At 45.7% G+C, this 25,789-nt stretch carries 23 protein-coding genes; 22 read left to right on the top strand and 1 reads right to left on the bottom strand.

The window, feature by feature from the left end; translation table 11 throughout:
- The first annotated feature begins 1 nt into the window (after nt 1).
- The 16 genes from nfi (at nt 2) to CTN_RS03865 (ending at nt 15,729) form a co-directional block, all read left to right on the top strand.
- Entirely contained in the window at nt 2-679 is a 678-nt protein-coding gene (nfi, locus tag CTN_RS03940) for an endonuclease V (RefSeq protein ID WP_015919293.1), read from the top strand.
- Between the two features lie 70 nt (nt 680-749).
- A complete protein-coding gene (locus CTN_RS03935) occupies nt 750-1,325 on the top strand; it encodes a helix-turn-helix domain-containing protein (RefSeq protein WP_038067172.1) in 576 nt (191 codons plus the stop codon).
- Nucleotides 1,313-1,852 carry a DUF4416 family protein gene (locus CTN_RS03930; RefSeq protein WP_038067169.1) on the top strand — a complete coding sequence of 180 codons (540 nt, stop codon included), beginning with the start codon at nt 1,313-1,315 and terminating at the stop codon, nt 1,850-1,852. The genes CTN_RS03935 and CTN_RS03930 overlap by 13 nt, the downstream gene beginning before the upstream one ends.
- On the top strand, nt 1,849-3,141 hold the full coding sequence (rimO, locus tag CTN_RS03925) for a 30S ribosomal protein S12 methylthiotransferase RimO (RefSeq protein WP_015919290.1): 1,293 nt from the start codon (nt 1,849-1,851) through the stop codon (nt 3,139-3,141). The genes CTN_RS03930 and rimO overlap by 4 nt, the downstream gene beginning before the upstream one ends.
- Complete coding sequence (gene pgsA, locus CTN_RS03920) at nt 3,138-3,659, top strand: CDP-diacylglycerol--glycerol-3-phosphate 3-phosphatidyltransferase (protein WP_038067167.1); 522 nt, start codon at nt 3,138-3,140, stop codon at nt 3,657-3,659. Before rimO ends, pgsA begins: the two co-directional genes overlap by 4 nt.
- A 3-nt stretch (nt 3,660-3,662) precedes the next feature.
- Entirely contained in the window at nt 3,663-4,226 is a 564-nt protein-coding gene (gene thpR / locus CTN_RS03915) for an RNA 2',3'-cyclic phosphodiesterase (RefSeq protein WP_015919288.1), read from the top strand.
- Nucleotides 4,219-5,274, top strand: coding sequence for a recombinase RecA (gene recA / locus CTN_RS03910; RefSeq protein WP_015919287.1), 1,056 nt, complete (start codon nt 4,219-4,221; stop codon nt 5,272-5,274). Before thpR ends, recA begins: the two co-directional genes overlap by 8 nt.
- Entirely contained in the window at nt 5,219-5,689 is a 471-nt protein-coding gene (locus CTN_RS03905) for a regulatory protein RecX (RefSeq protein WP_038067162.1), read from the top strand. The genes recA and CTN_RS03905 overlap by 56 nt, the downstream gene beginning before the upstream one ends.
- Nucleotides 5,689-7,212 (top strand): ribonuclease Y, encoded by a 1,524-nt coding sequence (gene rny, locus CTN_RS03900; RefSeq protein WP_174872579.1) that lies wholly within the window; start codon nt 5,689-5,691, stop codon nt 7,210-7,212. Before CTN_RS03905 ends, rny begins: the two co-directional genes overlap by 1 nt.
- A gap of 179 nt (nt 7,213-7,391) precedes the next feature.
- Entirely contained in the window at nt 7,392-8,378 is a 987-nt protein-coding gene (locus CTN_RS03895) for a LacI family DNA-binding transcriptional regulator (RefSeq protein ID WP_015919284.1), read from the top strand.
- Between the two features lie 29 nt (nt 8,379-8,407).
- Complete coding sequence (locus CTN_RS03890; protein ID WP_038067158.1) at nt 8,408-9,664, top strand: extracellular solute-binding protein; 1,257 nt, start codon at nt 8,408-8,410, stop codon at nt 9,662-9,664.
- 39 nt (nt 9,665-9,703) lie between these two features.
- The gene (locus tag CTN_RS03885) at nt 9,704-10,576 is read left to right on the top strand and encodes a carbohydrate ABC transporter permease (protein WP_015919282.1); all 873 of its coding nucleotides are present in this window, start codon (nt 9,704-9,706) and stop codon (nt 10,574-10,576) included.
- Nucleotides 10,573-11,391 carry a carbohydrate ABC transporter permease gene (locus CTN_RS03880; protein ID WP_015919281.1) on the top strand — a complete coding sequence of 273 codons (819 nt, stop codon included), beginning with the start codon at nt 10,573-10,575 and terminating at the stop codon, nt 11,389-11,391. Before CTN_RS03885 ends, CTN_RS03880 begins: the two co-directional genes overlap by 4 nt.
- A 12-nt stretch (nt 11,392-11,403) precedes the next feature.
- Nucleotides 11,404-12,294: a glycoside hydrolase family 130 protein gene (locus CTN_RS03875; protein WP_038067141.1), complete on the top strand. Its 891-nt coding sequence runs from the start codon at nt 11,404-11,406 to the stop codon at nt 12,292-12,294.
- A gap of 15 nt (nt 12,295-12,309) precedes the next feature.
- A complete protein-coding gene (locus tag CTN_RS03870; protein WP_015919279.1) occupies nt 12,310-15,342 on the top strand; it encodes an alpha-mannosidase in 3,033 nt (1,010 codons plus the stop codon).
- Between the two features lie 207 nt (nt 15,343-15,549).
- Nucleotides 15,550-15,729, top strand: a complete 180-nt coding sequence (locus tag CTN_RS03865) for a hypothetical protein (RefSeq protein WP_015919278.1) — start codon at nt 15,550-15,552, stop codon at nt 15,727-15,729.
- A 58-nt stretch (nt 15,730-15,787) separates the two neighbouring features.
- Here CTN_RS03865 and CTN_RS03860 read toward each other — a convergent pair whose 3' ends face one another.
- Nucleotides 15,788-16,720: a DUF4382 domain-containing protein gene (locus CTN_RS03860; protein ID WP_015919277.1), complete on the bottom strand. Its 933-nt coding sequence runs from the start codon at nt 16,718-16,720 to the stop codon at nt 15,788-15,790.
- A 306-nt stretch (nt 16,721-17,026) separates the two neighbouring features.
- Between CTN_RS03860 and CTN_RS03855 the strand changes: the two genes are divergently transcribed.
- The 6 genes from CTN_RS03855 to CTN_RS03835 all read left to right on the top strand — a co-directional run bounded on the left by CTN_RS03855 (nt 17,027) and on the right by CTN_RS03835 (nt 25,785).
- A complete protein-coding gene (locus tag CTN_RS03855) occupies nt 17,027-19,468 on the top strand; it encodes a cellobiose phosphorylase (protein WP_015919276.1) in 2,442 nt (813 codons plus the stop codon).
- A gap of 96 nt (nt 19,469-19,564) precedes the next feature.
- Entirely contained in the window at nt 19,565-20,905 is a 1,341-nt protein-coding gene (locus tag CTN_RS03850; RefSeq protein ID WP_041437585.1) for a GH1 family beta-glucosidase, read from the top strand.
- A gap of 224 nt (nt 20,906-21,129) precedes the next feature.
- The gene (locus CTN_RS10075; RefSeq protein WP_244857399.1) at nt 21,130-21,582 is read left to right on the top strand and encodes an alpha-amylase family glycosyl hydrolase; all 453 of its coding nucleotides are present in this window, start codon (nt 21,130-21,132) and stop codon (nt 21,580-21,582) included.
- Entirely contained in the window at nt 21,527-23,578 is a 2,052-nt protein-coding gene (locus CTN_RS03845; RefSeq protein ID WP_244857394.1) for a glucodextranase DOMON-like domain-containing protein, read from the top strand. Before CTN_RS10075 ends, CTN_RS03845 begins: the two co-directional genes overlap by 56 nt.
- A 32-nt stretch (nt 23,579-23,610) precedes the next feature.
- The gene (locus CTN_RS03840) at nt 23,611-24,846 is read left to right on the top strand and encodes an ABC transporter substrate-binding protein (protein WP_015919273.1); all 1,236 of its coding nucleotides are present in this window, start codon (nt 23,611-23,613) and stop codon (nt 24,844-24,846) included.
- A 57-nt stretch (nt 24,847-24,903) separates the two neighbouring features.
- The gene (locus CTN_RS03835) at nt 24,904-25,785 is read left to right on the top strand and encodes a carbohydrate ABC transporter permease (RefSeq protein ID WP_015919272.1); all 882 of its coding nucleotides are present in this window, start codon (nt 24,904-24,906) and stop codon (nt 25,783-25,785) included.
- Nucleotides 25,786-25,789 lie beyond the last annotated feature (4 nt).

The raw sequence follows: 25,789 nt of genomic DNA, 5'->3' as shown, positions 1-25,789 counted from the left end.
GGTGACCTACAAAAAACTTCACGAGTGGGATCTATCCCCAGAAGAGGCAATGAAGATCCAGAATGTTCTGAGAGAGAAGATTCTCTTCAAACCCTTTGAGGGTGAACCGAAGTACGTGGCGGGGGTTGATCTTTCGTTTCCAAAAAGAGAAGAAGGACTTGCTGTGATCGTAGTGATGGAATATCCCACCTTCAAGATAGTGGAACTCGTCTCAGAGAGAGGAAAGGTTGATTTTCCATACATTCCAGGACTTCTTGCCTTCAGAGAAGGCCCTCTGTTTTTGAAAGCATGGGAAAAACTGAAGACGAAGCCAGACGTTGTGGTCTTCGATGGACAGGGTATCGCACATCCAAGAAAACTCGGTATCGCGTCGCACATGGGACTCTTCATAGAGATACCAACGATCGGTGTAGCAAAGTCGAGGCTCTATGGAACCTACAGAGAACCGGAGAACAGAAGATGTTCCTGGAGTTATCTCTACGATAACGAAGAGATAATAGGCTGTGTGATGAGGACCAGGGAAGGAAGTGCCCCCATCTTTGTCTCCCCCGGCCATCTTATAGATGTGGAAAGTTCCATCAGGCTGGTCAAGTCGTTCACCTTACCTGGAAGAAGACTTCCAGAGCCCACCAGAATGGCACACATCTACACCCAGCGCTTGAAGAAGGGTCTCTTCTGAGAAGTTTTTTCCGGACTGTGATAAAATAGATTCAGCCTTGAACCAGACGGATGTCTGGAGGGAGATTGTTTTGAGCGAAAAATGGAAAGAGATGGGGGAAATTTTCAGGAAAAAGCGTGAAGAAAAAGGCATCACGCTCCTTGATGCGTCTTTGTTTACAAACATAAATCCCTCTAAACTGAAACGCATTGAAGAGGGAGATCTTCAAAATCTCGACGCAGAAATCTATGTCAAAAGCTACATAAAACGATACGCAGAATTTTTAGAACTCCCTCCAGAAGAGATGCTCAAAATGTACGAGGAGGGAAAAGGTGACGTAGCACCGCAAGAAAAGAAAGAGAAGAGAAAGAAAGAGGAGGAAAAAAGCAGAAGTCACAACCTTGTTCTGATTCCATTTCTGGTGATAGGAGTGATGCTTCTTGCTTTTGCGATCTTTGAAAATCTCAGACTGCAGAGAACACCACCAGCGTACCTGATCACTTCAGATGAAGTGATTCTAAACGGCAAAACGGTGAAAGGAACAATCCCACTTTCGGAGGGAAAGTACACGGTGGAGACTCAGGGCGAGGTCATCTTGAGAACTGCATCTGAAGAGTGGAAGATAAAACTCAAAGAGTTCGAGGTGAGGGTCCAGTGGGAGAGGTGAAGGTACCGGATCTGGTGAATCTGGTCATGTTCATATTCGCATCTCACATAGATTACTGGTTCAACGAGTTAAAGCCTGTTCTCGAGGAAAGATTTGGACCAATGGATTATGTTTCCGACAACCTCGATTTTGAAAAATACACACTTTACTATTCAGAAGAGATGGGACAGGGCCTGAAGGGAAAACTGGTGAGTTTTGAAAGACTCATACACCCCTATCAACTTGCAGACATAAAACTGGAGACGAACTCCATAGAGAAGATGTTTTCCATAGAGGGAAAAAGAAAAGTGAACATCGACCCAGGATACATCCACCATACACAGTTCGTTCTTGCGTCAACAAAGCACTGGGGGAACCGCATCTACATAGGAAAGGGAATCTACGCCGAAGTGACGCTTGCTTACGTGAGAGGAAAGTTCAAAGACATGGAGTTCACCTATCCGAACTACAGAGAAGAAGAGTACAAGAAGCATCTGGAAAAGATCAGAGAGATCTATCTGAAGAAGAGGAGGAAAATCCTGAAGTGAAAGTTGGAATAAAGGTACTTGGCTGTCCGAAGAACGAAGCCGACTGTGAAATTCTGGCAGGTCTTCTCAAAGAAAGAGGACATGAGATAGTCCACAACGTGGAAGAAGCAGACGTTGTCGTGTTAGACACCTGTGCCTTCATCGAGGATGCCAAGAAGGAATCGATAGATGAGATCCTCTCGTTCGTCGAGGCAAAAGAGGATTACGGTTACAGACTCGTTGTGAAAGGATGTCTCGTTCAGCGATACTACAGGGAACTGAAAAAAGAAATCCCAGAGGTGGACCAGTGGATAGGTGTTGTCGCACCGGAAAAAATCGTCTCGCTTCTCGAGAACGGAGAGGATCTGGTACCACAGCGCCCTGAGACTGTCTACAGTTACAGAAAGAGGATAAATCTGGAGGAAAAGCCCTACGCGTACGTGAAAATATCCGACGGTTGCGACAGAAAGTGTACTTTCTGTTCTATACCCTCCTTCAAAGGGAACCTGAAAAGTAGAAGCGTAGAAGACATAGTTCACGAGGTGGAAGATCTTCTTGCAGAGGGAAAAAAGGAAATAATCCTGGTTGCCCAGGATACGACCTCTTACGGTGAAGATCTCTACGGGAAACAGGCCCTGTCTGATCTTTTGAGACGGCTGAACAGTCTAAAGGGTGATTTCTGGATTAGGGTCATGTACCTTCATCCCGATCACCTGACGGACGAGATAATAGACACCATCCTGAAACTGGAAAAGGTTGTGAACTACTTCGACGTTCCCGTTCAGCATGGAAGCGACAGGATACTGACCCTCATGGGAAGGATCAGAAGTTCTAAAGAGTTGAAAAACATGTTGTTGAGAATAAGAGATAAAGCCCCGGATGCTGTTCTCAGAACCAGTGTAATAGTGGGCTTTCCAGGAGAAACTGAAGAAGATTTTGAAGAGTTGAAGAGATTCGTGGAAGAGGTAAAATTCGACAAACTCGGTGTTTTTGTTTACTCGGACGAGGAAGGAACAGTCGCTTCTTCTTTGAAAAACAAAGTCGATCCAGAAACAGCCCGAAGAAGACAGGAAGAACTCCTGCTCCTTCAAGCAGAGATCTCCTACGAAAGACTGGACAGGTTCGTGGGAAAAAGTATGAAGGCACTCGTTGAGGGAAGAGAAAACGGCTATCTGATAGGGCGCACCTTTACAGAAGCTCCCGAGGTGGACGGAGTTGTTTTCATAAAAGGAAGGGGTGAGATGGGAGATTTTCTCGAAGTAACCATAGAAGAACACGATGAGTACGACATGTGGGGGATTGCTCGATGAATCTGGCGAACTTCTTTTCCATTCTGAGGGCAGTTCTGACGATACCTGTTGTCTGGTTCTACATGGAAGGCTGGTACGCTCTGGCTTTTTTTGTTTTCCTGTTTGCTGCGTTCACAGACTATCTGGATGGTTTCTTCGCAAGAAGGAGAAATCAGATTACGGACTTCGGAAAGGTCTTCGATCAGGTGGCAGACAAGATCCTTGTGATATCCACAGCCGTTTCGATGATGGATATTCTTCCGATCTGGTACGTTCTGACTGTTTTTGCAAGGGACACCTTTGTGAACGGTCTCAGGATCCTGGCAGCGAGCAGGGGAAACGTCGTTCCAGCCAGATGGACAGGAAAGATGAAAACCGTATCTCAGTTTGTGGTGCTGATAGGAGTTTTTCTTCTCAAACTGGGATTTCTTGAACCACCGATTCTGCAGTCACTCGTGATCATATCATTTGCGGTAACAATTCTGTCCGGGATCACGTACACGATGGACCTTGCAAGATTTATGAATATGGAGGGATAGCACATGAGAACCTTCATTGCCATCGATGTGAACGATGAGGTCAAAAAACAGGCTTCCGAAGTTATTGAAAAACTCATGAGAAGAGGTTTCGGTGCAAGTTGGGTTTCTGAAGAAAACTTGCATCTCACCCTCTTTTTTCTTGGAGAAGTCACTGAACAGAAAGTTTCTGAGATAGCAGAGCATCTTTGCAGGCGTGTGAGAGGGTTTCCTTCGTTTTCCTTCACGGTGAAAGGTTTCGGATATTTCAGAAGGGGGAAAGCCCCCCGGGTTTTCTGGCTTGGAGTGGAAAACGCAGACCGTCTCAACAGGTTGTACGAGGAGCTGAGAAATGAACTTTCACATCACGGTTTTTCCTTTGAAGAGAAGTTCATACCTCACATCACCATAGGCAGAGTAAAGTACTATCCTGACAAGTGGGAAAAACTGGTTGAAGACATCGATTTTTCCCCCGTTGAGGTGGCGGTGGACAGTTTTAAGATTTATTCCTCCACACTGACACCTTCAGGTCCTATTTACAGAGCACTTTACGAATGTCATTTCGAAGGAGGATTGATCAGACATGGCTGAGGAAAAGCAGAAAAAGAGTGTACTGGAGAAGGCTTTGAAGAGGATAGAAGAAAACTTCGGCAAGGGTTCCATAATGATACTGGGTGACGAAACCCAGGTCCAGCCTGTGGAGGTCATTCCGACGGGTTCCATCGCGATCGACATCGCAACCGGCGTTGGAGGATACCCAAGGGGAAGGATCGTGGAAATCTTCGGACCGGAGTCCAGCGGAAAGACCACGCTGGCACTTCACGCTATAGCGGAAGCCCAGAAGATGGGTGGTGTGGCCGCTTTCATAGACGCAGAGCACGCCCTCGATCCCGTGTACGCGAAAAATCTTGGTGTGGATTTGAAGAGCCTTCTCATCTCCCAGCCTGATCACGGAGAGCAGGCACTCGAGATAGTGGACGAACTCGTGAGAAGCGGTGTTGTGGATCTCATCGTTGTTGATTCCGTCGCCGCACTGGTACCCAGAGCCGAGATAGAAGGTGCCATGGGAGACATGCAGGTGGGACTTCAGGCACGTCTCATGTCACAGGCACTGAGGAAGATCGCAGGGAGTGTGAACAAATCGAAAGCAGTTGTCATATTCACAAACCAGATAAGGATGAAGATAGGCGTCATGTTTGGAAGCCCTGAAACTACAACCGGTGGCCTTGCCCTGAAGTTCTATGCAACCATGAGACTCGAGGTCAGAAGAGGAGAAGCACTCAAGGAAGGAAAAGACGTCATAGGCAACGTGGTGAACGTAAAGATCGTGAAGAACAAAGTGGCACCTCCGTTCAAGACAGCTCAAACCTACATCATCTACGGAAAAGGTATCGACAGGGAGTACGAATTGTTCCATATCGGGGTGGACGAAGGTGTTATAACCAGGAAGGGCAGCTGGTACTACTACACCACTCTTAAAGGAGAAGAAGTCTCTTTGGGACAGGGCGGATCCAACGTCGTTCAGTTCCTCAAGGAAAATCCACAAATAGCGGAGGAAATCGAAAGGAGAATAAAGGAAAAATATGGCTTACTACGGCAAACGGAGAAGGAACCAGAGAAAGCAGACAAATCCTCTTAAGTACGCTTTGAGACTCTTAAAATACCGCGTCAGGTTTGAAAACGAACTGAGAAATCGTTTGAAAAGCAAGGGTTTTTCTGATGAAGAGGTTGAAAACACGATCGCCACATTGAAAAAGCAAGGCTACATCGACGATGAGAAGGCTGCTTATCTTTTTGCAGTGGACGAGATGCGCTTGAAGCTCTTTGGACCAAAGATAGTGAAGATGAAACTGAGATCACTCGGAGTAGACGAAGAAACATCCGAAAGGGCGATAGAAAGAGCTCTCTCTGAAATAGATTTTCCTGAAGAGCTGAAGAGATTGAAGACACGTTTTGAAAGTCGCCAGGAAATGAAAGACTACCTCTACAAAAGAGGGTTCGAGATTTCTCACATCGAGGAAATTCTCGATCAAATAGATGGAGGTGAACGATGATGTTGTGGTATGTACTCGCAGGTGTCGGAGGACTTCTGGTGGGATATCTAATCGCAAGCTATCAGATAAATCAAAAACTCAAAAAGGCAGAAAAAGACGCAAAGTCCATCCTTGAAAAAGCAGAAAAGGAAGCAAACGAGATAAAGAAAAAGGCCATTGTGGAAGGTAGAGAAGAAGTTCACAGATTGAGGGAAGAGTTCGAAAGAGAAAGAGCACGAAAGGAAGAAGAACTCAGATCACTCGAGGAAAGGCTTCTAAAAAGGGAAGAACTTCTCACCAGAAAGGAAGAGAATCTGGAAAAGAGAGAAATCCAGATCGAGGAAATGAAAGCAAAACTGGAAGAGAAGATGAAAGAAGTGGAAGAAAAGGAAAAACGAATAGACGAAGAACTCAACAAACTCGCGGGTATGACCGTTGAGGAGGCAAGAGAGTTGATTCTGGAGGAAGCGAGACAGAGATACGAACACGATCTTGCAAAGCTCTACAAAGAAATGAAAGAGCAGGTAGAAGAGGAGGCCGAAAAAGAAGCAAAGAAGGTCATAGCGTTTGCCGTACAAAGATACGCGCCGGATTACGTGGGAGAAATCACCGTTTCCACCGTTTCTCTTCCATCCGATGATATGAAAGGGAGAATCATAGGAAGGGAAGGAAGAAACATCAGGACCTTTGAGAAGATCACAGGCGTCGATCTGATAATAGACGACACACCAGAAGTGGTTGTGCTTTCCTGTTTCAATCCACTCAGAAGGGAGATCGCCCGCATCACTCTGGAAAAACTCGTAGCAGATGGGAGGATACATCCTGCAAGGATAGAGGAGATGTACGAAAAGGCAAAACAGGAAGTTGAGAAGGCCATAAAGGAGGCAGGACAGGAAGCCACATTCAAAGCAGGAGTTATGGGACTCCATCCGGAACTCGTGAAACTCCTTGGAAAACTCAAATACAGAACAAGTTACGGTCAGAACGTTTTGAACCATTCCATAGAGGTGGCTCTTCTTGCTGGCTACATGGCTTCGGAACTCGGTTTGAATGCCGACAAAGCAAGAAGAGGTGGACTGCTCCACGACATAGGAAAAGCGGTGGATCAGGAACTCGAAGGATCACACACCACCATAGGGGCAGAACTTGCCAGAAGATACGGTGAAAAAGAAGACATCATCAACATGATACTCAGTCACCACGGAGAAGAAGATCCAAGAACACCAGAAGCGGTGCTCGTGGCAGCCGCCGATGCACTGTCTGCCGCAAGACCAGGTGCAAGAAGAGAAAGCCTGGAAAATTACATCAAGCGACTCATGAAACTCGAGGAAATTGCAAAGAGCTTCAAGTATGTTGAAAAGGCATACGCTATTCAGGCGGGAAGAGAAATAAGGGTGATAGTTGAACCGGACAAGGTGGACGATGCACTCGCCGAAAAACTCGCTTACGACATCTCAAAGAAGATAGAGGAGGAACTAGAATATCCAGGTGTGCTTAAGGTAGTGGTCATAAGAGAAAAAAGAAGCGTTGCTTACGCAAAATAAAAAAGCCCCCGCAAGGGGGCTTTTATTTTTTTTTTTGTAAAATTGCGATTTTTGATCATAAAACGGAATAATTTCTCCTGTTTGGATATATTGACAGATATTTGCAAAAAATGGAGCTTGATTTAACATGGGCATTTTTTGTATAAAGGTTATGTAAGCGCTTACAGGAGGTGTAGAGATTGCCAACAATAGAAGATGTTGCAAAACTTGCAGGAGTTTCCATCGCCACGGTCTCACGGGTGATAAACGGATCAGGGTACGTTTCTGAAAGAACCAGATACAGAGTCTGGAAAGCAATAGAAGAACTCGGATACAGGCCAGAAATCTCGGCGAAAATCCTCGCTTCGAAGGGAAAACTGTTCCACGCTTATATTTTCGCCAGCAAAAGAATTCTTTCGCCCCTTCAAACCAGCGGTATTCTCGGTGAGTTCTACGGAGTGATAATAAAAGCCATAGAGGAAAATTGTGAGAAACTGGGGATAAAAGTGGAATTGAAATTTCTCGAGGAATTTTCAAAGTACACCGACACAGATGGATACATATTCGTTGGTGGAGACGTCACAAGAGAGTTCATAAGAGAGGCGAAATCCGAGAAGAAACCCTTTGTTCTCGTGGATCATTACATACCCGGTGAAAGAGTGGATTGTGTGATAAGTGATGGATACGACGGTGCTGTTTACGCAACGAATTACCTCATATCCAGAGGGTTCAAAAAGATCGTACACATTCACGGACCGCTTCAACCGTATGGTTTCAAGATGAGATACGACGGTTACAAAGACGCCATGGAAAAAGCCGGTCTGATGCCTCGTTTTTATGAATGCGATGATACAGAAGAAGGTACAAGAAAAATTGTAGATATAATGCTGAACTCTTACGGAATACCCGAGGCCATTTTTACATCCAACGACAGCATTGCCTTCTGGGTGATCAAACGACTCAAAGAACATGGCTTGAAAATTCCAGATGACGTTTCCGTTGTAGGTTTCGACGATATTGTTGACGCAGAAAATTTCGATCCACCGCTGACCACTTTGAGGGTGTTCAAATACGAAATGGGTTGTGTTGCATGTAAGCGCTTACACGAATTGTTGACAAAGGTGAATCCCCATCCTCTTCGAACACTTGTCTTCACTCAGTTTGTAAAGAGAAAAAGCACAAAATGACTTCAACCTTCTATAGAGGAGGGATCTTTATGTGGAAAAGGGTTCTTTTCATCACTCTGGTAGCTCTTTCGGTCTTTGCACTCGCTGATGTCAAAAAGATCGTGTTCTGGACGGCTCCAAATCCAAACCAGGAAGCCTTCTGGAAAGCCCTCGTTGAAAAGTGGAACGCAGAGCATCCGGATGTTCAGATCGAATGGTCCGTCATACCAGCGGCAGGAAGTTCTGAGGAGGCCATCCTGAACGCCATCGCTGCCGGAAACGCCCCCGATATCTGTACCAACATCTTCAGTGGTTTTGCAGCTCAACTTGCAGAGGAACTGGATGTTCTGGTTGCCTTCGATGAGGAGTTCGGAGAAGAGTTCTGGAAACTTGCAGACGCAAGGAAAATGAGAAACATACTCGAAGGCTGGAAACTCAACGGACACTACTACGTGATCCCCATTTACTCTAACCCGATGCTCTTCTGGTGGAGAGGAGATCTTTTGAAGGAACTAGGTTACGAGAAGCCTCCAAGAACTTACTCTGAAGTTTACGAAGTAGCCAGAAAATGGGTCGTTCCCAAGGAAAGGTACGTTATAAGAGCCGTAGCCGGAAGAAACTGGTGGGACAGATGGTTTGATTTCATCACGTTCTACTACGCAGCAAGCGGCGGAAAACCCTACATCGAAAACGGAAAAGCAGTTTTCGACAATGAGTACGGAAAGGCCGTTGCTGAGTTTATCTACACTCTCTTCAAGAACAGTTGGACTGCTGTAGATCTGGGACAGGATCCATTTGAAAACGGCACGATCCTTGGCCAGATCATGGGACCGTGGCATCTGAGCTACACGAAAGAGCACTATCCCGACGTCTACCCACACATAGTGATGACACCTCCTCCTGTTCCAGACAACTATCCCGAAGACAAACCTGTCTACACGTTCGCCGATACCAAGGGACTTGTGATGTTCAAACACTGCAAATATAAGAAAGAAGCGTTCGAGTTCATCAAATGGGTCTTCTCCAATGCCCAAAACGATGCAAGATGGATCGAACTCACCCACATGCCGCCAGCCAGAGAAGATCTTGGAACGAATCCTGTGTTTGCCGAGTACATGAAGGATCCATACTTTGCAAAGATAGCAGAAGCGGTTGCATACGCTGTTCCTCCAGCACTGATCACCAACACGATTGATGTCCAAAACACCATGACCACGTACCTGATTGAGCCTCTCATGTACCTGAAAGCCACCCCCGAAGAAGCACTGAAAAGAGCCGTCGAAGAGATCAACGCACTTCTCTGGTGAGGGGGACATCCCCTCACCTTTTTCATCAGGAGGGATAGAATGTCGCTAAAAAAGAAGGAAGCGGGATTGGGTTGGAGTTTGATATCGATATATCTTCTCTACACGGCGATATTTTGGGGCTATCCGTTCGTCTGGATGTTGATTCTTGCTTTTTCCAAATGGAAGTTCGTGGGATCTCCCAGATTCATTGGCCTTCAGAACTTCTTCCGGATCTTTGAAGACAAGATGTTCTGGAGAGTTTTTCTGAACACGATGAACTTTCTTTCTTACTTCATCCCCATGGTGTTCGTTGCTTCTATCCTGTTTGCACTCGCTCTGAACAGAATGAAATATTTCAAAACCTTTGTGACTCTCAGCTTCTTAGTCGCTTATGTCTCTTCAGGTGTTGCCTACTCCATTATGTTCCAGAGGATCTTTTCAGAGGTGGGACCGATAAACAGGTTCCTGTACAACACCTTCGGTATCACGATACCGTGGTTCACCGATCCACAGCTTGCAATGCTGACAATAGCCATCATGGTCACCTGGAAGTTCGTTGGATACTACGGCCTCATTCTTTACTCAGGACTTCAAGCCATTCCAAAGTCCATATATGAAGCAGCAGAGCTGGATGGTGCAACTCCATGGATCAGATTCTGGAAGATCACACTTCCTCTCCTGAATCCTGCCATCGTGACGGTTTTGATTCTGGCTGTGAACCTCTCCTTTGGTATATTCACCGAACCATACATGATCACGGGTGGAGGTCCCATGAACAGAACTCTCACGTTCATGCTTTACATGTACAACACCGCCTTTCAGAGGATAAATCCCAGTTACGCGACAACCATAGCGGTCATGACCGCTCTCATAAACTTCTCGATAGTCATCTTCATCAGAAAGGTCATTGAAAAAGAGGTGACCATAGTATGAAGAAGGTTAAGGAGGTTATCTTCCACGGGGTGATGTTGGTCCTTGCTTTGATATGGATCTATCCATATATCTGGCTGTTTCTCTCATCGATAAAACCAGCAGAAGAGATCTTCACGAGGTTCTTTCCAACAAGAATAACTCTTGAACATTACGAATACATATTCACAATGGCAGAAAAGATGGAACGACCCTTTCTGAGGGCTTTCCTGAACAGTGTCTTTGTCACGGTCACTGTGACTCTTTCTGTGGTCCTGACCTCTGCAATAATCGGATACGGTCTGGCAAAACTCAGATTCAAAGGAAGCAATGCCGTATTCAACTTCATTATCTTTCAGATGCTCTTTCCGGGGTTCATGTTCATCATTCCTCTCTTTGTGTTGATAAGAAAACTTGGCCTTTACAATACTTACCCGGCCATGATCGTTCCCTTTCTCATGAGTGCGTGGGGTCTTTTTATGATCACGCAGTCCTACAAAACGATTCCACAGGATTACATAGAAGCTGCAAAGATTGACGGTGCGAGCACCTTGTGGATAATATTTAAAGTGATGATTCCCCTCTCGAGAAGCACCCTCTCTATCGTGGGTCTTTTCACATTCATAGGAATCTGGGACAACTTCCTCTGGCCCCTCATGGTGGTGAAAGACTACAATAAAATGCCGCTTTCTGTTCTTCTGGCCACCTTCAACCATGAGTACGCCGCCTACGTTGGTCCGCTGATGGCAGGGTCTGTGATTCAGACGATACCCATGGTTCTTATCTTTTTGATCTTCAGAAAGCAATTCTTGCAGGGAATCTCTATGTCTTTCAAGTAGAGGAGGGAGAGCATGGAACTCAAACTCGAAAGACACCCGGCGAATCCCATTCTGGAACCTTCTCCGTACTTTCTCTGGGAAAGCCGCTTTGTTTTCAACCCGGCTGTGGTGTACGACGGAGAACTCTTCCACATGCTCTACAGAGCCCAGGGAGAGGACATGGTATCAAGGATTGGCTACGCTGTGAGCACCGACGGAATCCACTTCAACAAGTTCGAAAAGCCCGTTTTCTCACCAAAGAGTGACGACGAGCTCTACGGAGTGGAAGATCCCAGGATCACGAAAATTGGTGATGAATATTACATGGTCTACACTGCCTATTCGCCTCGTGGCGTGAGAATCGCCATGGCATCGACAAAGAACTTCATCACCTGGAAAAGATATGGGGTTGTGATACCGGACATAGACAACAAGGATGCCGCTCTGTTTCCGGAGAAGATCAACGGAAAGTACGTCATGTTCCACAGAATACCACCTGATATGTGGCTTGCCTTCTCAGACGATCTTGTACACTGGGACAACTTCGTGAAGATCGCATCTCCTCGTCAGGGAATGTGGGATGACCTGAAGATAGGAGTTGGTGCCCCTCCGATAAAGACCGAGTACGGCTGGCTTGTCCTGTACCATGGTGTTCAAAACACGGGAACCTCCCGGCCAATCTATCGCCTTGGTTTCATGCTGCTTGACCTGGAGGATCCCACAAAGGTGATAAAGAGATCGAAAGAGCCGATCCTTGAGCCAGAAGAAGACTGGGAAAAATTCGGCGGCGTTCCAAACGTGGTCTTCAGCGATGCGATGATAGAATACAACGGCTACTACTACGTGTACTACGGAGCAGCGGACAACTGCATCGCCCTTGCCACAATTCCCGTGGAAAAAGTGATGAAGTGGTGTAGAGAATGACAGGGGGCTTTCAGTGTGAAGGGAAAACTGTGGAGAATGCTTTCAGAAATGGTTCCCTACACCATCTCAAGGAAAGAAAAACTGAAAGACTGGTCTTTTTCCGACGGTTCAGAGGAAAAAACCGTCATTCCCCCTTTTGAGTGGAACTTCAACTCCGCTCCTGTATGGTTCAGGAAAGAGTTGGAACCCTTCTCCGTCGCTGAAAGACAAAGGGCCTATCTGGAACTCTGGTTCGGCGGAGAGACCCTTGTTCTTGTAGATGGGAAGCCCTACGGTGAAATCAACGAGTATCACAGGACGCTGAACATCACGCTTCTTGCCGATGGAAAACCACACACAATAGAGGCTCAGGTAATGCCAAGGGGGCTCTTTGGAAAACCAAAAAAACCGGTGTTCAGCGAAGCGTTTTTCACGATCATCGATGAAGAGTTGATGAGAGTGGTAAAGACACTGGAACTTGTCATAAAAACAGCAGAAGTGATAGAAGATAAGGCCCTGTCGAAGAAACTTTTAGATATCTCCGAAGAGTTTCTCTCGAAGATATGGATTCCAAGGGACACAGAAACATATCTGAAAACTGCCCCTATGGATCCTGGAATAAAAGACGAAATCAAAAACACCTGGAGTACACCTGAGTTCAGGGAGTTTTTTGGAGCACTGCTTCCAGACGAGTTGAGAAAAAGCATAGTGGACGAGTTTGAAAGGTTCAAAGAGAAGCTGAAGAAACTCAAAGAAGAGCATCCGAGTGCCGGGATCGTTCACCTTGTGGGACATGCCCACATAGATTATGCCTGGCTCTGGCCGGTTGAAGAGACGAAAAGAAAGATCCTTCGCACCTTCGCAAATTCTGTTCTACTTTCAAAACTGTATCCGGAGTTCGTCTACACCCAGTCCTCTGCTCAGATGTATGAAGATCTCAAGAAAAACTCGCCTGAACTCTTCGAAGAGGTTAAGAAACTCGTTGAAGAAGGAAGATGGGAGCCTGTTGGAGGCATGTGGGTGGAGTCAGACTGCAATGTTCCTTCACTGGAGTCCCTGATAAGACAGTTCTACTATGGACAGAAGTTCTTTGAGAAAGAGTTCGGTAAAAAAAGCAGGGTTTGCTGGCTGCCGGATGTGTTCGGCTTTTCCTGGGTCCTTCCTCAGATTCTGAGAGATGTGGGAATAGAGTACTTTGTTACCACCAAACTCAACTGGAACGATACGAACGAGTTCCCGTACGATCTGTGCCGCTGGAGGGGAATAGACGGCTCAGAGGTTCTGTACTTCAGTTTCAAAAATCCAAACGAAGGATACAACGGAAAGATAGATCCAGACACCATCTGCAAAACCTGGAGCAACTTCAGACAGAAGGATCTGACAAACAGGGTGCTTCTCTCTTTCGGCCACGGTGACGGTGGAGGAGGACCAACCGAGGAGATGCTCGAAAACTACAGGATAATGAATCAGATCCCGGGAATTCCGCATCTTGAAATGGGAACGGTCGGAAGTTTCTTTGAGAAAATGAACGTTGATGGAGACCTTCCCGTGTGGGACGGAGAGCTGTACCTTGAAGTCCACAGAGGAACGTACACCTCCCAGTCCAGGGTGAAGAAACTCCACAAAGAAGCAGAAGACGGTCTTTATCTTGCAGAGTTGATATCTGCCTTCTCCGATAGAGACTTTTCCGAAGAAATTGACGATCTCTGGAAGGCTGTCTTGAGAAACGAGTTTCACGATATCCTTCCTGGTTCTTCGATAAGAGAGGTCTATGAGGACGCAGAAAAAGAGCTGACCTTCGTGAAAGAAAGAGCAGAAAAGATCGTCAGAGAGTCCATAGACTCTCTTCGAGTCGAGGGCGAAAACACTCTGACCCTTCTGAACGCTTCGTCTTTCCCGAAGAGGTTCTGTTTTAAACTCAACGAAGATCTTAATCTTTATCTTTCCTTCCAGGGCAGAGTCCTTCTGAAACAAAGAACACACGATGGAAAGTACGTGTACTTCCTGGACACAGAGATCGCTCCTTTCTCAAAGATAGAGCTGGAGGTTCAGAAGAGCACAATTGAAAAGCCCGCAAGGAAAGACGAAAGTCTTTTCATGGAAAATGAGTACATGAGGGTCGAAGTGAAGGAAGATGGAACGATACAGATCTACGATAAAGAACTGGACAGGTACATCTTCGAGGAAAAAGGAAACATCTTGAAACTCCACAAAAACATTCCTCCCTACTGGGACAACTGGGACATAGCAGAGGGTGTGGAAAAGACAGGATACACCCTGAAAGCAAAAAGCGTGGAAAAAGTAGAGTTCGGTCCTGTTCGAGAGGTGGTACGTGTCGAATACGAGGCAGAAGGCAGCAAGATCACACAATACTACATCCTTTACAGAAAAAGCAGAAGGCTCGATATAGAAACAAAGATAGACTGGCACACAAGAAGGGCCCTTTTGAGGGCGTACTTTCCCACCACCGTTCTGTCGAGAAGAGCAAGGTTTGACATCTCAGGTGGCTTTATAGAAAGACCCACACACAGAAACACCAGTTTTGAAAAGGCGCGCTTTGAAGTGCCCTTCCACAGGTGGATGGATCTTTCGCAAACAGACTTTGGTGTTTCCATTCTAAACGATGGAAAGTACGGTGGAAGTGTTCATCAGAACGTTATGGCAGTTTCTCTGATAAAAGCCGGGATCTTTCCGGATTTTCTCTGCGATGAAGGAAAACACGAGTTCACCTACTCCATATATGTTCACCCCGGTGATGACCTGAGAGACGTTGTGAGAGAAGCAGAAGAACTGAACAGACCCCTTCTTGCCGTTTCTGGAAGGTTGAACATTCCCTCTTCTTTTCTGGAAGTTTCTCCACAGAATTTCAAACTCACTTCACTCAGAAAGGTGAAAGGAAAGATCGTCATAAGACTTGTCGAGATCTTCGGAACATCCGGTAAACTCTCGATTAAGATCCCCTGGGAAGGAAAGATCTATCTGACAAACCTTCTGGAAGAGGAAAGGAAAGAGGTCTCTTTCCCCTTGAGTTACCGACCGTTCAAAATCTACACGTTCGTTGTGGAGTGAGAAGGCTTCTTTTGCCTTTGAAAGAGCGGGATTTCTTCCCGCTCTTTGTTTAACCTAACTAATTCTACGTAATCTCCCATAAAAAATAACTTAAGGGATTCTTTTGAGAAATGTTCTCAATTTGTATCACACTTATGTTATAAAAATACCAGGACGGAAGAAATGAATGTCAATAAGACCATGACAACTTGAGAAGGAGGTGATACTATGATGATGTTCCTGCCACCAGAAGTTATAAGGGAGATTCACGAAGAAAGAGTAAAGAAGGCCCTTGAAAACCTCAAAGCCATCGAACTCGAAGAAAAACTCCTTGAAAGAGCAAAAGAAGAAGAAAAAGTCTCCTCCAGAAGGAGGAGAAGGAAAGAGAAAGAACCAGTGGAAGTTTGAAAAACTCTCATTTCCTACCTTTCAGTATCTCAGACCTCCCAGGCGTCCCTCCCCCATTTTAATCATCCAGCCTGAGTTCTATATCGGCAGAGTTTTGAATGTACGTGATCGTTGAATCGTTCAGGTAGAAGACTACAGATGCAACCGAGGTCAAATCTGAAAGCCAGTTCTGGATCTCGCTGTTCACATTTTCCACTTCGTCTTCGTCTACTTCAAATTCTTCTTCGGAGGATTCACCGGTGTCCGTTGTTTCCGGAAGTGTGAACTCGCACACGTAAAGGGTGTAAGTTGCCTCTTTCAATTCCTCGAAGGAGAAATCGTCGTCTGTGATTTCAAGATCAACGAGTGTAGCAGAACTTGTCTCTCCTTCAAAGAGAGCAACAAGACATGTGGTTCCCGCCAGTGTCTCCTTAAGCTCTCCTTCAACTTCGTACCTGTATCTGTACTCTTCACCTTCACCTGGGCCGTGTTCGTATTCGTGTCTTTCTCTGTGGTATGGAACAATGACCGGTCTGAGTATGTACTGATTTTTTCCCTGAACAACTCGAAGGGATCTTGCCACATCGAAATCGAGAACGATCTCATCACCACTTTGCACTATGATAGGCTTTATGATCTTAATCTTCCTGGAGGGAATGTTGACGGTTTCGCTCTGACCGTTTACAACAGCGGTTGCAGCGTCAACGTAGAGTCTGATCCAATCGAGTTCGGCACCTTCGGGCAGTTCCATTTCGAAAAACTGTACTTCAGTTCCTGCAAGTGAGAGAAGATCGAACTCGTTTTCCAGCAGGGTGGCAGTGGCGTCATACCCCTCTCCGTTCAGTGAGTAGTGGTACGTCACATCGGAAATCTTCACCTGCAACTGTTCAATATCAAAGGATGGGTTGTCTGTGAGATACACAGGAACTTTTGTTATGTTCGTTCCTGTGGTGAAAAGCACACATCCAGATATCAGTCCCAGAAACAAAACTGCCCAGAGAGCGTACTTCATGGTTTCACCTCCTTTCGTTGAAGTATTTTAACTCCAGATTAGCAAAAAGTCAATTTTGAGCAACGAAATGTTTTTCTTGTGAGAATAAATGTCTTTTTAAAAAGCACATTTTGTCATCTCAATAAACTAACAACATTGAATTTGTATAAACCATCCAGAAATTAAAACAAAGCAGAATCAGAAGAAAATGGTTTCTTTTCGACAATATTCATCGATACTTGCTCGTGGCTTTCCTTCCTTGGATTTTGAATGAAAACATTTTCACATTAGAATACTCACGATAAAAAGCCTCAGAGAGGTGATAGCATGAAGTTCGGCTACTTCGATGACAAAAACAGAGAATACGTCATAGTAACTCCCAGGACACCCTATCCGTGGATAAATTACCTGGGGACAGAAGATTTCTTTTCCATCATCTCCCACATGGCGGGGGGCTACTGTTTCTATAAAGATGCAAGGCTCAGAAGGATCACCAGGTTCAGGTACAACAACGTGCCAACAGACGCTGGAGGAAGGTATTTTTACATAAGAGAAGAAGACGGAGATTTCTGGTCTCCCACCTGGATGCCGGTGAGGAGAGATCTTTCGTTCTTTGAAGCAAGACACGGCCTTGGGTACACGAAGATCGCTGGGGAGAGAAACGGTCTGAGAGCGACCATCACCTTTTTTGTTCCAAGGCATTTCACAGGAGAGGTCCATCATCTTGTACTTCAAAACAGAACGGAACGACCAAGAAGGATCAAACTCTTTTCCTTCATAGAGTTCTGTCTCTGGAACGCCCTCGATGACATGACGAACTTTCAGAGAAACTACAGCACCGGAGAAGTGGAGATAGAAGGTTCTGTGATATACCACAAAACAGAGTACAGAGAAAGAAGAAACCACTACGCGTTCTACTCCGTGAACCATTCGATAGATGGTTTCGACACAGACAGGGAGTCATTCATGGGTCTTTACAACGGTTTTGAGGCTCCTCAGGCGGTTGTGGAGGGCAATCCCAGAAACTCCGTGGCGAGTGGCTGGGCACCCATTGCATCTCACTATCTTGAACTTGAGATCCCACCTCTTGGCGAAAAAGAACTCATCTTCATACTCGGCTACGTAGAAAATCCCGAAGAGGAAAAATGGGAAAGACCCGGGGTGATAAACAAAAAGCGTGCAAAAGAAATGATAGAAAGGTTCAAAACAGGTGAAGACGTTGAACGCGCTCTGAAGGAACTGAAGGAATACTGGGATGAACTTCTTGGAAGAATACAGGTGGAAACACACGATGAAAAACTCAACAGGATGGTGAACATCTGGAACCAGTATCAGTGCATGGTCACTTTCAACATCGCGCGGAGCGCTTCCTACTTTGAATCCGGAATCAGCAGGGGTATAGGTTTCAGAGATTCAAATCAGGATATACTTGGATTTGTCCACATGATACCGGAAAAGGCAAGACAGAGGATTCTCGACCTTGCCTCCATCCAGTTTGAAGACGGAAGCACCTATCATCAGTTCCAGCCGCTCACAAAAAAGGGAAACAACGAAATCGGTGGAGGATTCAACGACGATCCCCTCTGGCTCATTCTCTCAACCAGTGCGTACATCAAGGAAACGGGAGACTGGAGCATTCTGAACGAAGAGGTTCCGTTTGACAACGATCCAGACAAAAAGGCAACGCTTTTTGAACACCTGAAAAGATCTTTCTACTTCACCGTGAACAACCTCGGTCCACATGGTCTTCCACTCATAGGAAGGGCGGACTGGAACGACTGTCTCAACCTGAACTGTTTTTCCAAAAATCCAGATGAATCCTTCCAGACAACCGTCAACGCCCTCGATGGAAGGGTAGCAGAATCCGTCTTCATAGCAGGACTGTTCGTTCTGGCTGGAAAAGAGTTCGTGGAGATCTGCAGAAGACTCGGACTCGAGGATGAAGCAAAAGAGGCAGAAAAACACGTGAAGAAAATGATAGAGACCACTCTGGAGTACGGCTGGGACGGAGAGTGGTTCCTCAGGGCGTACGATGCCTTTGGAAGGAAAGTGGGAAGTAAAGAATGTGAAGAAGGGAAGATCTTCATAGAACCACAGGGAATGTGCGTGATGGCGGGAATAGGAGTGGAAAACGGATACGCAAAGAAAGCACTTGATTCAGTGAAAGAGCACCTCGACACACCTTACGGCCTTGTTCTTCAGCAGCCCGCTTACAGCAGATACTACATAGAACTAGGTGAGATCTCGAGTTATCCACCGGGCTACAAGGAAAACGCTGGTATATTCTGTCACAACAATCCGTGGGTAGCGATAGCAGAAACTGTCATTGGAAGAGGAGACAGAGCCTTTGAGATCTACAGAAAGATCACTCCCGCCTATCTGGAAGACATAAGTGAAATCCACAGAACAGAGCCCTACGTCTACGCACAGATGGTGGCAGGAAAAGATGCACCAAGACACGGAGAAGCCAAAAACTCCTGGCTCACAGGAACAGCGGCATGGAGCTTTGTTGCGATAACTCAGTACATTCTGGGAGTAAGGCCCACCTACGATGGCCTCATGGTGGACCCGTGCATACCTGAAGATTGGGACGGCTTCAAAATCACAAGAAGGTTCAGGGGAGCAACCTACGAGATAACGGTGAAAAATCCCCACCACGTTTCCAAAGGTGTAAAGGAGATAATCGTCGACGGAAAGAAAATTGAGGGACAGGTCCTGCCAGTTTTCAACGATGGAAAAGTGCACAGAGTAGAAGTTCTGATGGGATGATCTTCCCTCATGTTTCAAACTTTGAAGAAGGGGCCATCCCCTTCTTTTTTTGGGGTACAATAGTTCGGCAAACAAACTACAGCAAAGAGCGAGGTGATGATCGTGAAAAAGTTTCCCGAAGGGTTCCTCTGGGGAGTTGCGACAGCTTCCTACCAGATCGAAGGCTCTCCCCTTGCAGACGGAGCAGGTATGTCCATCTGGCACACCTTCTCCCATACACCCGGAAACGTGAAAAACGGTGACACTGGAGATGTGGCCTGCGATCACTACAACAGATGGAAAGAGGACATCGAGATCATCGAAAAAATCGGTGCAAAGGCCTACAGATTCTCCATCAGCTGGCCAAGGATCCTTCCGGAAGGAACGGGAAAAGTGAACCAGAAAGGTCTGGACTTCTACAACAGGATCATAGACACCCTCCTGGAGAAGAACATAACACCATTTATAACCATCTACCACTGGGACCTTCCCTTTTCTCTGCAGTTGAAGGGTGGCTGGGCAAATCGGGACATAGCCGACTGGTTCGCAGAGTACTCAAGGGTTCTCTTTGAAAACTTCGGTGACCGCGTCAAACACTGGATCACTTTGAACGAACCCTGGGTCGTCGCTATAGTGGGACATCTGTACGGAGTCCATGCCCCTGGGATGAAAGACATCTACGTAGCATTCCATACGGTTCACAACCTCTTGAGAGCGCACGCAAAATCCGTGAAGGTGTTCAGAGAAACGGTGAAAGACGGAAAGATAGGGATTGTTTTCAACAACGGATACTTCGAACCTGCAAGTGAGAGAGAAGAAGATATCAGAGCCGCCAGATTCATGCATCAGTTCAACAACTACCCGCTCTTTTTGAACCCCATCTACAGGGGAGAATACCCGGATCTTGTCCTGGAATTTGCAAGAGAGTACCTCCCCAGAAACTATGAGGATGACATGGAAGAGATAAAACAGGAGATCGACTTCGTTGGGCTGAACTACTATTCAGGTCACATGGTGAAATACGATCCGAACTCACCGGCCAGGGTGTCCTTCGTCGAAAGAAACCTTCCCAAAACCGCCATGGGATGGGAGATCGTTCCTGAGGGTATCTACTGGATTCTCAAAGGTGTCAAAGAAGAGTACAACCCACAGGAGGTGTACATCACAGAGAACGGAGCTGCATTCGACGACGTGGTAAGTGAGGGCGGAAAAGTTCACGACCAGAACAGGATAGATTACTTGAGAGCCCACATCGAACAGGTCTGGAGAGCAATCCAGGATGGAGTCCCACTGAAGGGTTACTTCGTGTGGTCACTCCTTGATAACTTCGAGTGGGCGGAAGGATATTCGAAGAGGTTCGGTATAGTGTACGTGGACTACAACACACAGAAGAGGATCATAAAAGACAGTGGATACTGGTACTCGAACGTGATCAAAAACAACGGACTAACAGATTGAAAAGGGCGGAGCAATCCGCCCTTTCTTTTTGATACCTCATTTTCCTTCCTATCTGTCCATCCCGGGCGATTATCCCCGATTATTTTCATTTAACGAAAAAAATCTCCTGTTTTCTCCCGATATCTCGTTTGCATTGAAACTATGAGTCTGGCAAAATATCTATTAGGTTAATTTGATTATACCGTCAGTTAACTCAACCACACCACTGAAGGAGGGATATTTCAATGAGAAAGTGTTTGGTTCTGTTTCTTTTGATTCTAACTGCTGTTTTATTTGCTACTTCTTGGCATGACGTTGTATTGTATGAAATCATGATAGACAGATTCTACGACGGTGATCCTATGAACAATGATCAAGGTTATGGTGAGTATGATCCAAGTAATCCATCAAAATATAGCGGAGGAGATTTGAAAGGGATAATAGAGAAATTAGATTACATAAAGGGGCTAGGGGTCGATGGAATTTGGATCACCCCACCAGTTGCTAACCAATGGTGGGATCCATGGGTAAATTATGGAGGTTACCATGGATACTGGGCTAGAAATTTTAAAGAAGTAGATGAACATTTTGGAGATCTTGAAACGTACAAGAGTCTTTCAGAAGAGCTTAAAAAGAAGGGGAATGGTCCTTATTCAGGATATAGTTGTAAACCATGTTGGGAATTATTTCCGATTTAAAGATGGAAAGTTTGAACTCAACAAGGATAGTATTCCTACTTCTGCACCAACACAGTTTCCATTCAATATGAATAACTACAACGATCCAGAACAGAGAGAAATGAATGTTTACCACTGGACACCTGACATCACTAATTACAGTGATCTTCATCAGAAACTGTACTATCAACTTTCTGGCCTGGATGATTTAAACACCGAAAACCCTCTGGTTAGAGAAGCACTGAAAGACTCTTACAACTTCTGGATAAGGGAAGTAGGAGTGGATGGTTTCAGAGTAGATACCGCTATGTATGTTCCTAAAGATTTTTGGGATGACTTCTTTAATGGTGAAAATGGCGTAATGAAGCAGAAAAGAAATTTCATCGCTTTCGGTGAAGCATGGCTTACTTCACCACCTTTGGATGATAGTGCAGAAAAAGAAATTGAGAGTTACTTTGAACATGGTTTCAACGCTATGCTTGATTTTCCACTTTGTGAAGAGATACGGCGGGTTTTAAAAGGTGGGAAACCCACTTCCTGGCTTGCTTATAGAATAGAAAGGCGTAACGAAACGCTCAGAAAAGGACTCTTGGTTACTTTCATCGACAATCACGATATGGAACGATTTATCAGAGGGACGGACGAAAAGACATTGAAAATGGCAATAGCTTTCCTAATGACCTTACCAGGAATACCAGTTATTTACTACGGGACAGAACAATCTTTCGAAGAAACACGTGCTTCTATGTTTGCGAGTGGATGGGGGTCAGGTGGTAGGGATCACTTTGAAAAAGGCTCAATGTATGAGTTTATAAAAAGCGCAATTGGATTTAGAAAGAACCATACAGCAACGAGATACGGAACTGTAAAGACAATTTTATCCAATAAAGAAGGAGCAGGTCTTTTGGTTTACAAAATCGAAGATGAACATGAAACATTGATTGTTGTTATGAACACATCTAATGATGAAAGGATAAGGGTCTATTCCGACGCATTTCCTGAGGTGGAAGAAGTATTCTCAACAGGCCGGAAAGCACAGATGATTATTCAACAGGATTCCACTGTCTTTCGAGTTCCTCCAAAAAGTTTGACGGTCTATAAAGTTCTATCTGAAACGTCTGGAAAACAACCACCGGATCTTAATCTTAAGCTAAACGCTGAAGTAAATGTCGGAAAAGAGAAAGTTATCATTTCTGGTGAAACGAATGGTAAGAAGATTTTTGCATACGTAGATGGTATGTATCGAGCCATCGGAGACAAAATAAAACTTGAAAGTGGGAAGTTCAGTTATACATTGGATCCCTATAGAATAGGCCCAGGAAAACACTTTGTTGTTTTAAAAGTTTACGGATCAACTCCGAGGGAAGTTCTTTATTCTAAAGAACTCTGGTTTGAAGTGTCAATACCTATTGAAAAATTGTCAGAGGTGACAGACCCTCTTAATGATGATTATGGTCCCTTCGGAAAGTATGAATATCCAACGGACATAACCTTCAAACGTCAGATGGACATAGTTGCTGCAAAAGTTGAACGCATGGGCCCCAATTTGATTCTCTGGATAAAACCAAGAGAAATTACCACAAGTTGGAATCCTCCCTTTGGGTTTGATCATGTGAGTTTTCAGATTTTTCTTGATGATCCTAGAAAAGATGGTAAAAGCATCCTGCCGTTTCAGAATTACGTTATAGAAGATTGGGATTATGAAATTTTCATTACGGGCTGGAGCTCCGCTATTTTCTCTTCAAAGGGAGCAGATGAAAGGAAATTTGGTACACAACTTGGTTCTCCCGAAGTCTTGACAACGGATGGATGGATAAAGATCGTTGTAAAAGGTGAATGGCTTGGTTTCCCAGAAGAATTCACTGGTTGGAAAATCTACATTACAACATGGGACTATGATGGTGTTGAAAACAGGTTCAGGCCTCTTGAAGAAGAACCAAAAGCTTATATATTTGGAGGTGGAAAAGAGACAGATCCATACGTGATGGATGATCTCTGGATTAAAATCGAAAAATAGCATTATCCTTATCAAAAGGAGGTGTTCTTATCATGAGAAAGTTTCTTGCTCTGCTTCTTGCTGTTCTTCTGGTTGGTGGTCTCTTCGCCGTGAAGATCACCATGACATCTGGAGGGGTCGGAAAAGAACTTGAGGTTTTGAAGAAGCAGATCGAGATGTTCCAGCAGCAGTATCCAGACATCGAAGTAGAGATCATACCCATGCCGGACAGTTCAACCGAAAGGCACGACCTCTATGTCACGTACTTCGCCGCCGGTGAGAGTGACCCGGATGTTCTCATGCTCGATGTGATCTGGCCGGCAGAGTTTGCACCGTTCCTCGAGGATCTGACGGCCGATAAAGACTACTTCGAACTCGGTGAGTTCCTCCCCGGAACGGTGATGGCTGCTACAGTCAACGGAAAGATCGTTGCAGTTCCATGGTTCACCGATGCGGGCCTTCTTTACTACAGAAAAGATCTTCTCGAAAAGTACGGCTACGATCATCCTCCAAGAACATGGGATGAACTCGTTGAGATGGCAAAGAAGATCTCTCAGGCCGAAGGTATTCACGGATTCGTCTGGCAGGGTGCAAGATACGAAGGGCTCGTGTGTGATTTCCTCGAGTACCTTTGGTCTTTTGGTGGAGACGTTCTGGACGAAAACGGAAACGTTGTGATCGATTCGCCACAGGCCGTCGATGCACTTCGATTCATGGTTGATCTCATCTACAAACACAAAGTCACGCCCGAGGGTGTCACCACCTACATGGAAGAAGACGCAAGAAGAATCTTCCAGAACGGAGAGGCAGTCTTCATGAGAAACTGGCCGTACGCGTGGTCCCTTGTGAACAGCGACGAATCTCCAATCAAAGGAAAGGTTGGAGTAGCACCTCTTCCGATGGGACCCGGCGGAAGAAGGGCGGCAACTCTCGGTGGCTGGATGCTTGGAATAAACAGCTTCTCTTCTCCTGAAGAGAAAGAAGCGGCAAAGAAACTCATAAAGTTCCTCACAAGTTATGAGCAGCAGCTCTACAAAGCAATAAACGCTGGTCAGAACCCAACAAGGAAAGCCGTCTACAAGGATCCAAGACTCAAAGAAGCAGCTCCATTCATGGTAGAACTCCTCAGCGTCTTCCTGAACGCTCTTCCAAGACCAAGAGTTGCAAACTACAGTGAAGTGTCCGATGTAATTCAGAGGTATGTGCACGCTGCTCTGACGAGGCAGACAACACCGGAAGAGGCGATAAAGAACATCGCAAAAGAGCTGAAGTTCTTACTCGGCCAGTGACAGATGCGAGGGGGGCGCCCCCTCGCTTATCTTTAGAAGAAGCGAGGAGGAAAAAACATGGAGAAAAGAAGCGGCTGGACAGCGTTCTGGATGATACTGCCGACAATCCTTGTTATATCGATAGTGGCATTTTTTCCTCTTTTCAAGACCTTTTACGACAGTTTCTACAGTTTTGGATTGAGGCCCGGCATAGAAAGGAAATTTGTGGGCCTTCAAAATTATTTCAGACTCTTTCAGGACACACGCTTTTTAATGGCATTGAAGAACACCATCTTTTTCACTGTCATTTCGGTGTCACTGGAGACTGTTCTTGGGGTTCTCATCGCCCTTGTTGTTCACCAGAAGTTCGCCCTGAGGGGTATGGTGAGGGCAGCGATGCTTGTTCCGTGGGCGATACCAACTGCCATTTCTTCTCAAATGTGGAGATGGATGTTTCATGATCAGTTCGGAATAATGTCAAGGCTCTGGGAAAAACTGGGGATAATAGATCCTGGAACTCCTATTCTTGGAACTCCGGGGCTTGCTATGTGGGCCATCATATTCGTTGACGTATGGAAAACCACACCTTTCATGGCTCTGCTGATACTCGCTGGGCTTCAGGTGATTCCTGAGGATATCTACGAAGCAGCGAGGATAGATGGCGCCAGTACGCTGCAGAGATTCTTCAGGATCACCCTTCCACTCATAACACCCACGATCGGGGTGGCTTTGATTTTCAGAACACTCGATGCACTGCGTGTGTTCGACGTCGTCTACATCATGACAAGGGGAGCGGTGAACACGGAAACCCTGGCCGTGTACAACAGACATGTTCTAATGGACAGGGCTTTCACCGGTGCGTGGTTTGGGTACGGTTCGGCGATCTCTGTGTTCATATTCGTTCTCATTTCGATCTTTGCAATCCTCTACATAAAGTCTCTGAGATTGAGACTCGATTGAGGAG

The organism is Thermotoga neapolitana DSM 4359 (genome assembly GCF_000018945.1).
Lineage (GTDB): Bacteria > Thermotogota > Thermotogae > Thermotogales > Thermotogaceae > Thermotoga > Thermotoga neapolitana.
Note: the sequence above shows the minus strand (reverse complement) of the source record. Positions and strands in the feature narration are given on the sequence as shown.